Annotated in this window: 8 protein-coding genes and 2 pseudogenes; 4 read left to right on the top strand and 6 right to left on the bottom strand. The window is 66.9% G+C overall.

The window, feature by feature from the left end:
• The 3 genes and pseudogenes from AB0B25_RS31530 to AB0B25_RS31540 form a co-directional block, all read right to left on the bottom strand.
• Window positions 1–500, bottom strand: a pseudogene (locus AB0B25_RS31530) (cytochrome P450); the annotation flags it as partial.
• Between the two features lie 272 nt (window positions 501–772).
• A pseudogene (locus tag AB0B25_RS31535) lies at window positions 773–1,066 on the bottom strand (GNAT family N-acetyltransferase); the annotation flags it as partial.
• A 37-nt stretch (window positions 1,067–1,103) separates the two neighbouring features.
• The gene (locus AB0B25_RS31540; protein WP_357187355.1) at window positions 1,104–2,462 is read right to left on the bottom strand and encodes an FAD-linked oxidase C-terminal domain-containing protein; all 1,359 of its coding nucleotides are present in this window, start codon (window positions 2,460–2,462) and stop codon (window positions 1,104–1,106) included.
• A 250-nt stretch (window positions 2,463–2,712) separates the two neighbouring features.
• Here AB0B25_RS31540 and AB0B25_RS31545 point away from each other — a divergent pair, with 250 nt between their 5' ends.
• Window positions 2,713–3,267, top strand: coding sequence for a GtrA family protein (locus AB0B25_RS31545; RefSeq protein ID WP_357187358.1), 555 nt, complete (start codon window positions 2,713–2,715; stop codon window positions 3,265–3,267).
• A 57-nt stretch (window positions 3,268–3,324) separates the two neighbouring features.
• Here AB0B25_RS31545 and AB0B25_RS31550 read toward each other — a convergent pair whose 3' ends face one another.
• From AB0B25_RS31550 to AB0B25_RS31560, 3 genes are read right to left on the bottom strand one after another with little or no spacing between them, the layout of a single operon-like run.
• Window positions 3,325–3,978: a Type 1 glutamine amidotransferase-like domain-containing protein gene (locus tag AB0B25_RS31550; RefSeq protein ID WP_357187361.1), complete on the bottom strand. Its 654-nt coding sequence runs from the start codon at window positions 3,976–3,978 to the stop codon at window positions 3,325–3,327.
• A 6-nt stretch (window positions 3,979–3,984) separates the two neighbouring features.
• Window positions 3,985–4,821: a maleylpyruvate isomerase family mycothiol-dependent enzyme gene (locus AB0B25_RS31555; RefSeq protein WP_357187364.1), complete on the bottom strand. Its 837-nt coding sequence runs from the start codon at window positions 4,819–4,821 to the stop codon at window positions 3,985–3,987.
• The gene (locus AB0B25_RS31560) at window positions 4,818–5,288 is read right to left on the bottom strand and encodes an HIT family protein (RefSeq protein ID WP_357187368.1); all 471 of its coding nucleotides are present in this window, start codon (window positions 5,286–5,288) and stop codon (window positions 4,818–4,820) included. Before AB0B25_RS31560 ends, AB0B25_RS31555 begins: the two co-directional genes overlap by 4 nt.
• A 395-nt stretch (window positions 5,289–5,683) precedes the next feature.
• Between AB0B25_RS31560 and AB0B25_RS31565 the strand changes: the two genes are divergently transcribed.
• From AB0B25_RS31565 to AB0B25_RS31575, 3 genes are read left to right on the top strand one after another with little or no spacing between them, the layout of a single operon-like run.
• Window positions 5,684–6,823, top strand: coding sequence for a Re/Si-specific NAD(P)(+) transhydrogenase subunit alpha (locus AB0B25_RS31565; protein WP_357187370.1), 1,140 nt, complete (start codon window positions 5,684–5,686; stop codon window positions 6,821–6,823).
• Window positions 6,823–7,170 carry an NAD(P) transhydrogenase subunit alpha gene (locus AB0B25_RS31570; protein ID WP_357187373.1) on the top strand — a complete coding sequence of 116 codons (348 nt, stop codon included), beginning with the start codon at window positions 6,823–6,825 and terminating at the stop codon, window positions 7,168–7,170. Before AB0B25_RS31565 ends, AB0B25_RS31570 begins: the two co-directional genes overlap by 1 nt.
• Complete coding sequence (locus AB0B25_RS31575) at window positions 7,170–8,600, top strand: NAD(P)(+) transhydrogenase (Re/Si-specific) subunit beta (protein WP_357187375.1); 1,431 nt, start codon at window positions 7,170–7,172, stop codon at window positions 8,598–8,600. The genes AB0B25_RS31570 and AB0B25_RS31575 overlap by 1 nt, the downstream gene beginning before the upstream one ends.
• Window positions 8,601–8,654: the final 54 nt, after the last annotated feature.

Raw genomic sequence — 8,654 nt, forward strand, 5'->3', positions numbered from 1 at the left:
TCGCTGATCATGTCCGGTCGAGGCTTCGACCCGAGGCGTTCGAGCAGGTCATCGGTGACTTCGACAACCCGCTCCCGCAGTGTGGCGATGGCCTTGGGGCCGAATGCCTGCCCGACCAGGCGGCGGTACTGGGTGTGTTCCGGTGGATCGGTCACCAGCATCGAGGGCGGTTCCGCGAGATTGGGCAGTCCCGGATCGGTCTTGGTCATCACCCAGCGGACCGGCTTCGGCAGGGTTCGATGGTTGGGTGCGACCACGCTGAAGCGACGGTCTCGCAGAATCAGCCGGCACACTTCGTGGTCGGTGGTCACGTACACGCCCGACATCTTGGGTAACCGCCCGCGCTGCCGGATCTGTTCGATGTACGGCGACGAGCCGAGTAAGCCATCCTGACCGACAGCGATCTGCCCGAGCGGATCGCCCAGACGTGCCGACAATCGGAGATAGGATCGCGGCAGGCCGTGCAGTAGCGCCCATCGAATCCACGCACGTGTCAACATGGCCACCTCCCACTTCGGGGTCTCAACCAGGTTAAACGTCGCTGATGTCAGCACTGGTTCAATTTTTTTCGGTCGGACGGCTGAGCCAGACCGCCGCCGAGCCGTCGTACGCTCCGAAATCGCGCGCAACCGTCGGCTGAACCTGAGAGCATAAGCGCAGATAGATGGCTATTTCGGCATCAGGCAGCCATCGGCATCCGCGGAAACAAGATCACACAGGCCTTCGGGTTCCCGCCCGAATCCGGCTCGATCGTTACCTGCTCGTGGCGCGGCTAGGCGACCAAATCGGCGTATTCGCGGTGTTCGGTGACGTACTTCTCGACGTACCAGCAGGTGGGGATGATCGAATAGCCCGCCTTGCGGGAGTCGGCAAGGGCGTATTCGACGACCTGGGCGGCCACGCCACGGCCACGGAACTCGGGGAAGGTCATCGTGTGATGGAAGTCGCGGACCTTCGGGTCCTCGCGTTCGGCGTAGTCGGCATAACCGGCGAGGGTGTCGTCGATGTAGATCTCGAAACGGGTGTCGGCGTCGTTGTGCTCGAGCCTGGTCGTCATGATCGAGTAGAACTCCTTGTCGAAGGGGAATGTTCCGTGGCGCCGATCACAGGATCGCGCCGGGGTTGAGGATGCCGTTCGGGTCGAGCGCGTCCTTGATGCGTCGGGTCAACGCCATGACGTCGGGGCCCAGTTGATCGGGCAGCCAGGCTTTCTTCAACCGCCCGACGCCGTGTTCGCCGGTGATGGTGCCACCGAGCGCGATGGTCAGATCCATGATCTCGCCGAATGCGCGGTGCGCTCGCACGGTCATGTCCACGTCGGACGGGTCGTGCACGATCAGTGGGTGGGTGTTGCCGTCGCCGGCGTGCGCGATCACCGACACCGTCACGGCATGGCGTTCGGCGATCGCGGCGATGCCGGTCACCAGATCGCCGAGCCGCGGCAGCGGCACGCCGACATCCTCGAGCAGTAGCGTGCCCAGCTTCTCCACCGCGGGAATCGCGAAACGCCGCGCTGCGGTGAAAGCTTCGCCTTCCTCGGGGTCTTCGGTGTGGAATACCTCGGTCGCACCCGCCTTCTCGCAGGCCGCCACCATGATCTCGGCCTCGCGTCGGGCGAATTCGCCCGGCGCGTCCGAGCGCGCGACCAGCAATGCCGCGGCCGCCCGATCCAATCCCATCCGCATCTCGTCCTCGACGGCGTTGATCGACACCGTATCCATGAACTCGAGCATCGAGGGCCGCAGTTCGCCGGTGATCGCCAGGATCGCCTCGGTGGCCGCGGTGAGTGTGCCGAAGGCGGCGACGACGGTGCTCTGCGTGGGCTGGGTGGGCAGCAGGCGCAAGGTCAGTTCGGTGATGATGCCGAGGGTGCCTTCGCTGCCGACGAACAGCTTGGTCAGCGATAGTCCCGCGGAGTCCTTGAGGCGAGCCCCGCCCAGCCGCACCACGGTCCCGTCGGCGAGGACTACCTCCATACCGAGGACGTAGTCGGTGGTCACGCCGTACTTCACGCAACACAGGCCGCCCGCGTTGGTCGCGGCGTTGCCACCGATGGAGCAGATCTCGAACGACGAGGGGTCCGGTGGATACCACAGTCCGTGTTCGGCAGCCGCGCGCTTGACCTCCGCGTTGAGCAGCCCCGGCTGCACCACCGCGGTCCGGGTGACCGGATCCACCGTGATCGCGCGCATCCGCTCGGTGCTCAGCACGATGCCGCCGTCGACGGCGGTCGAGCCGCCGGACAGTCCGGACCCGGCGCCGCGCGGAACAACGGGGACTCGGTTCGCCGCTGCCCAGCGCACAGTGGCGGCGACGTCCGCGGTGCCGGTGGCGCGCACCACCGCGAGCGGCGTGCCCGCGTCCGGATCGCGTGCCCAGTCCTGCCGGTAGCCCGCGAGCAGGTCGGGGTCGGTGAGCACCGCGCCGTCGGGCAGGCTGTCGATAAGGTCATGCAGGTCCACGACCTTCACGGTAGCCGTCCGCGCCCGATTTTCGCCGAGGCTGTTCGCGTCAGCGTGTGGTGCGGCCGACCGGGCGCACTTCGCAGGATTTGCCGTCGTTCGCCTCGATAGTGCGCCGGTCCCTCGAGCGTGGTCCCGGTGAACGCCGATGACGGGCGAGGCGGCGCTGTAGCGGATCGGGGATCGGCCCAGCACCGTTCGGTCTCCGGCTGCTCATCTGACGGACACCTGGCACTGGCACGCTGTCCGCGTGGACGAGCCGCGGCGAAGCATCGACCCGATCGCCGATCGGTTCGCGCGCTGGTGCGAGACAGTGGTGGCGCACCTGCCCTTCGGACTGGATCGTCTCGTTCCCCCGACCTTCCTGGGTTTCGCGCTGATCAACAGCGGCACCTTCGGCGTGGATCTGGCGCTGCTCACCCTCTTTCGCGGCGGGTGGGGGCTGCCGATCTGGCTCGCGGTGACCATGGCGTACCTGTGCGCGCTCGCCGTGAGTTTCGTGCTGAACCGCACCCTCAACTTCCACTCGCACGCCCCGGTCGGCAGGCAGGCCGCGAAGTACCTGGTGGTCATCGCGATCAATTACTTCGCGTTCCTTCTCGGCGTCGGAAGTGGGCTGACCGCGCTCGGCGTGGAGTACCACCTGTCCAGGTTGCTGGCGGGAGCCTGCGAGGCCGTCTTCATATACGGCGCGCTGCGCTGGGTGGTCTTCCGTGGTCGCGTGGCCGAGCGGGAGCCGGAATTCGCACCCGACATGACGTGCGGTCCCAGCCCCGAAATCGCCGGTCCGGCTACGCACGATTGATCGCGGCGGGGCCCGCCGATCGCTTCTGCGATGACAGCGTCCGTGATCGGCTGGAGTTCACCGCGCTGCCGGACCGATCAACTCCTCGATGTGCGTGCCGTCGACGACGATCGCGTCGTCGTCGGTGAGCGCCCAGTGCTCGACGCCCTCGGCCCGGTACCGGGCGGCCAGCCGATTGCCGGCGCCGGCCGGATCGGTCGCGGAGTCGATGTGCGGCACGATTCGTCGCTGGACCAGACCGATTCCGTCCCACCGGGGTTCGATGCCGCAGGTGGGCTCGACCTCGGCGGGATCGTCGACCGCGTCGAGGCCGTGCAGATCGGGTGTGAGGACGCACGCGCCCGCGCTGTATCCCGCATAGGCCAGCGCATCGTCAGCGAGCAGCCTGGCCAGCGCCAGATCCGCTCCGCTGCGCGCGAATTGGGCGCGCAGCACGAAGGTGTTCCCGCCGCGTACCCAGACGAGTGGGTATTCGGCCAGTCGGCGCTCCAGATCCGCCGTGCGGCCGACATAGTCGCGCAGGTCGAGTTCCTCGGGGGTGTAACCGAGTGCGCGGAGCGGCACCAGATCGCTGGTGACGGCCGAAGCCCGCATCGCGGGCCAGGCGTCGCACGCATTGCCGATCACCGCGACCCGGCTCGGCGCACCCGCGAGCGCGACCAGCCGGTCGTAGTGCGCCCCGAAACGGTAGCTGGACAGAAAGAGTCGCACCTTTGTTCAGATCGTGAAGGCCAGATGGCGGGTCAGTCGCTGCCCGAGTTCGACATCGCCCTCGATGGTGATGTTGGCGAGGTGCTCCTCGGTGGTGGTCCGCCCGCAGCCGAGCCGGACGAAGAGTCCGGATGTCATGCCGATTTCGACCGTGGCGGGTTCGTCGAACGAGTCCACGTAGCCGGCCCGTCCCGCCACCTGGATGTGCAGCGCCCTGGCCAGCGGACCGGTCAACGTGAACGTGATCCGCGCGCCGTCCGGCGCTTCGCCCTTCTTGACCACTACGCGCGGGATGCTGCGCGCGAATTCGGCGAAGGCCAGCTCTCCGCGCGGTCCACCCTCCTCGACCCGGAGGTCGAGTGCGTCGGCGATGTCGAGTTCGTGCATCCAGCAGTCGAACAGCCGCACCCGCATGAACCGGCCGTAGCTCACCTGGCCGATCGGCGACACGGTCTCCTTGTCCCATTCGATGTCGTCCATCGCGGCGAGCGCGGCACGCCTGCGGTCGATGACGTCACGGTAGAGCTCGGCCAGCCGGGCGCCGGGCAGCGGGCGCAGCCGGTCCACCCAGATCTCGTTGAGCACCGCGGTGTCGTTGCGGACATGCGGAAGTGTGCGCACATCGGTCTTGGCCCTGGTCGGGTCATGGGCGGGTGGACGTTCGCCGAGCAGCCACGACTCGGTGCCGATGATGTGGGCGACGATGTCGAACACGGTCCAGCCGGGCAGTGGCGACGGCGTGCGCCAGCGCTCCTCGTCGAGTCCGGCGATCAGCGTTTCGATCGCGTCCCACTGCTGTGCCAGCAGGCCGATCTGCTCGGTCCGGCCCAGCGTCTCGATCATTCGTCGGCTCCTTCGTCCGGGCCTGCGCCCGGATTGTCCTCGTTGTCCAGCGCGGCGATTCCACCCCGGATGGCGGTGGCGGTGGCGATGGGGTCGTATGGGCGCCGCAGGAGGAATCCCAGGGTGAGTCTCAGTGTGTCGCGGTGTCTGCGGGGGATCACGTGCAGGTGGACGTGCGGGACGGTCTGGAAGGCCGCGGTGCCGTCGTTGAGTACCAGATTGGCGCCGTCGGCGGCGAGGCTGCTGCGCTGGATGGCCAGGGCGAGTCGATGTCCGGCCCGGAAGACATGTGCGCCGAGCTCGGCGTCGAGATCCTCCAGCGCGGCGGCGTGCCGCTTGGGGATCACCAGCGTGTGCCCGCGGACGATGGGCCGGATGTCGAGGAAAGCGCACAGTGTGTCGTCCTCGTAGACCTTCACCGCCGGGGCCTCGCCGGCCGCGATCCGGCAGAAGACGCATTCGCTCACATGCTGGACCCTACGGCCGCTGAGTGGAACGGAACACCCCAAGCGCGTGAGTGGGCATGACGCAGGTCACTGGCACGCGCCGCGCCCGCCCGTCTGACCTGCGCGATCCCGCGACGCGGCGGCGGAACTTCGGCGTTCGGCCTTGTCGCGTTCAGCTGTGGCGACCATCATCGGAACCGTGTGGGACGAACAAACCACAGCTCAGGAGGCCGCGCTGAGGCCAGCGACAACTCGGGGGCATCCGCCGAATCCGGACAATTTCGGCCGCCGTGTGTGACGGGCATCTCGGCTACGCTCACCGCGAGCCGGGTAGAGTGGACAAACTTACTCTAAAGTAATATCGCCTGGCCGACTATCCGCTGCCTGAAGCTCAGCATGAGAAGGAAGTCTGACAAGTGGAGACAACGCAGAGCGTGGGCGATCCGTCGTCGCGTGGCCCGCGTGTCGGAGTCGTTCGCGAGTCCAACGCGGGCGAACGACGTGTCGCATTGGTGCCGAAGATCATTCCGAGCCTGGTGAAGCAGGGCGTCGAGGTGGTGGTGGAGTCCGGAGCTGGACAGGGCGCGCTGATCCCGGACAGCGCCTATGTCGAGGCGGGCGCGTCGATCGGTGATCCGTGGTCGGCCGAGGTGGTGGTGAAGGTTGCTGCGCCGAGTGACGGCGAGGTGGCGAAGCTGTCGTCCGGGCAGACCTTGATCGGGTTCCTCGCGCCGCGCAACGCGGACAATCAGATCGGCGCGCTGAAATCCGCCGGGGTGCGGGCCTTCGCGGTGGAGGCGATTCCGCGTATCTCGCGTGCGCAGGTGATGGACGCGCTGTCCTCGCAGGCCAATGTGGCCGGGTACAAGGCCGTGTTGCTGGCCGCCTCCGAGTCGACGCGGTTCTTCCCGATGCTCACCACCGCGGCGGGCACGGTGAAGCCGGCCGCCGTGCTGGTGCTCGGTGTGGGTGTCGCTGGTCTGCAGGCGTTGGCTACGGCCAAACGGCTGGGCGGGCGGACCACCGGATATGACGTGCGACCGGAGGTCGCTGATCAGGTGCGCTCGGTGGGTGCGCAGTGGCTGGATCTCGGTATCGATGCCGCGGGTGAGGGCGGCTATGCCCGCGAGCTCACCGAGGAGGAGAAGGCCCAGCAGCAGCAGGCGCTCGAGGACGCGATCAAAGGCTTCGACGTGGTGATCACCACCGCGCTGGTGCCCGGTCGTCCCGCGCCGCGCCTGGTGACGGCCGCGGCGGTGGAGGGCATGCGGCCCGGCAGCGTGATCGTCGATCTGGCCGGGGAGACCGGCGGCAACTGTGAACTCACCGAGCCGGGCGAGACCGTGGTTCGCCACGAGGTGACCATCGCGTCGCCGCTGAACCTGCCCGCCACCATGCCCGAGCACGCCAGCGAGCTCTACTCGAAGAACATCGCCGCACTGTTGGAACTGATGCTGGTCGACGGCAAACTCGCGCCCGACTTCAGCGATCAAGTGCTCGCCGACTCCTGTGTGACCCGTGAACGTGAACCGGCTGACACCGAGGGAGAAGCCTGATGTACACCGAACTGCTCGCGAACATCGCGATCCTGGTGCTCTCCGGATTCGTCGGGTTCGCCGTGATCTCCAAGGTGCCCAACACCTTGCACACCCCGCTGATGTCGGGCACCAACGCCATTCACGGCATTGTGGTGCTCGGCGCGCTGGTGACGCTCGGCAACGTGCAGAACCCGTCGATTCTGACGCAGATCATCCTGTTCGTCGCCGTGGTGTTCGGGACCCTGAACGTCATCGGTGGTTTCGTGGTCACCGACCGCATGCTCGGCATGTTCAAAACCAAGAAGCACACTGCTGAGAAGGCCACGGGAGCGCAGCCCGCGAAGCGACCCGAGGAAGCCGCCTGATGCATACCTTCGACAATGTGACCTATCTGGTCAACGGTCTCTACATCGTGGCCTTCGGCATGTTCATCTACGGCCTCATGGGTCTGACCGGTCCGAAGACCGCGGTGCGCGGCAATCTGATCGCCGCCGCGGGCATGGTGATCGCCGTGCTCGCGACGTTGATGTCGATCCGGCACACCAGCAACTGGATCCTGATCATCGCGGGCCTGGTGGTCGGTATCGCGCTGGGTATTCCGCCGGCGAAGTTCACCAAGATGACCGCGATGCCGCAGCTGGTGGCCGCATTCAACGGCGTCGGCGGTGGCACCGTCGCGTTGATCGCGTGGTCGGAATTTCTCAACAGTCAGGGCTTTTCGCATTTCGAGGAAGAGCCGACCGTGCACATCGTGATCGGTTCGCTCTTCGCCGCGATCATCGGCTCGGTGTCGTTCTGGGGTTCGCTGATCGCGTTCGGCAAGTTGCAGGAGATCCTGCCCGGTCGCCCGATCGGTCTCGGCAAGCTCCAGCAACCGCTGAACCTCCTGCTGCTGCTGGGCGCCATCGCCGCGGCCGTGGTGATCGGGATCGGCGCGACCGGCGCCGGCGTGTCCCAGCTGTGGATGATCGCGGTGCTCGCCTTGGCCGGTGTGCTGGGCCTGATGGTGGTGCTTCCGATCGGTGGCGCCGACATGCCCGTGGTGATCTCGCTGCTCAACGCGCTGACCGGGTTGTCGGCCGCGGCCGCGGGTCTGGCGTTGAACAACACCGCCATGATCGTGGCGGGCATGATCGTCGGCGCGTCCGGCACCATCCTGACCAACCTGATGGCCAAGGCGATGAACCGGTCCATTCCCGCGATCGTGGCGGGCGGGTTCGGTGGCGGCGGAGCGGTTCCTGGCGCGAGTGGTGGCGAGCAGAAGCAGGCCAAGGCCACTACGGCGGCGGACGCCGCGATCCAGATGGCGTATGCCAACCAGGTCATCGTGGTGCCCGGCTACGGCATGGCCGTCGCCCAGGCGCAGCACGCGGTCAAAGAAATGGCCACGCTGCTCGAGGCCAAGGGTGTCGAGGTCAAGTACGCCATCCATCCGGTCGCGGGCCGGATGCCCGGTCACATGAACGTGCTGCTGGCCGAGGCGGAGGTCTCCTACGACGCGCTCAAGGAAATGGACGACATCAACGGCGAATTCTCCCGTACCGATGTCGCCCTGGTGATCGGCGCCAACGACGTCACCAACCCGGCCGCCCGGGAAGACGCCAGCAGCCCTATCTACGGAATGCCCGTGCTCAACGTCGACCAGGCCAAGAGCGTCATCGTGCTCAAACGCTCGATGAACTCCGGCTTCGCCGGTATCGACAACCCGCTGTTCTACGCCGACCACACCTCAATGCTCTTCGGTGACGCCAAGAAGTCCGTCAGCGCGGTCACCGAGGAACTGAAAGCCTTGTAACGTCACCCGCCCTACGCAGCAACGTCCCCTCCGCTGATCAGCGGAGGGGACGTT

Source organism: Nocardia sp. NPDC049190 (genome assembly GCF_040648115.1).
Classification (GTDB): Bacteria; Actinomycetota; Actinomycetes; order Mycobacteriales; family Mycobacteriaceae; genus Nocardia.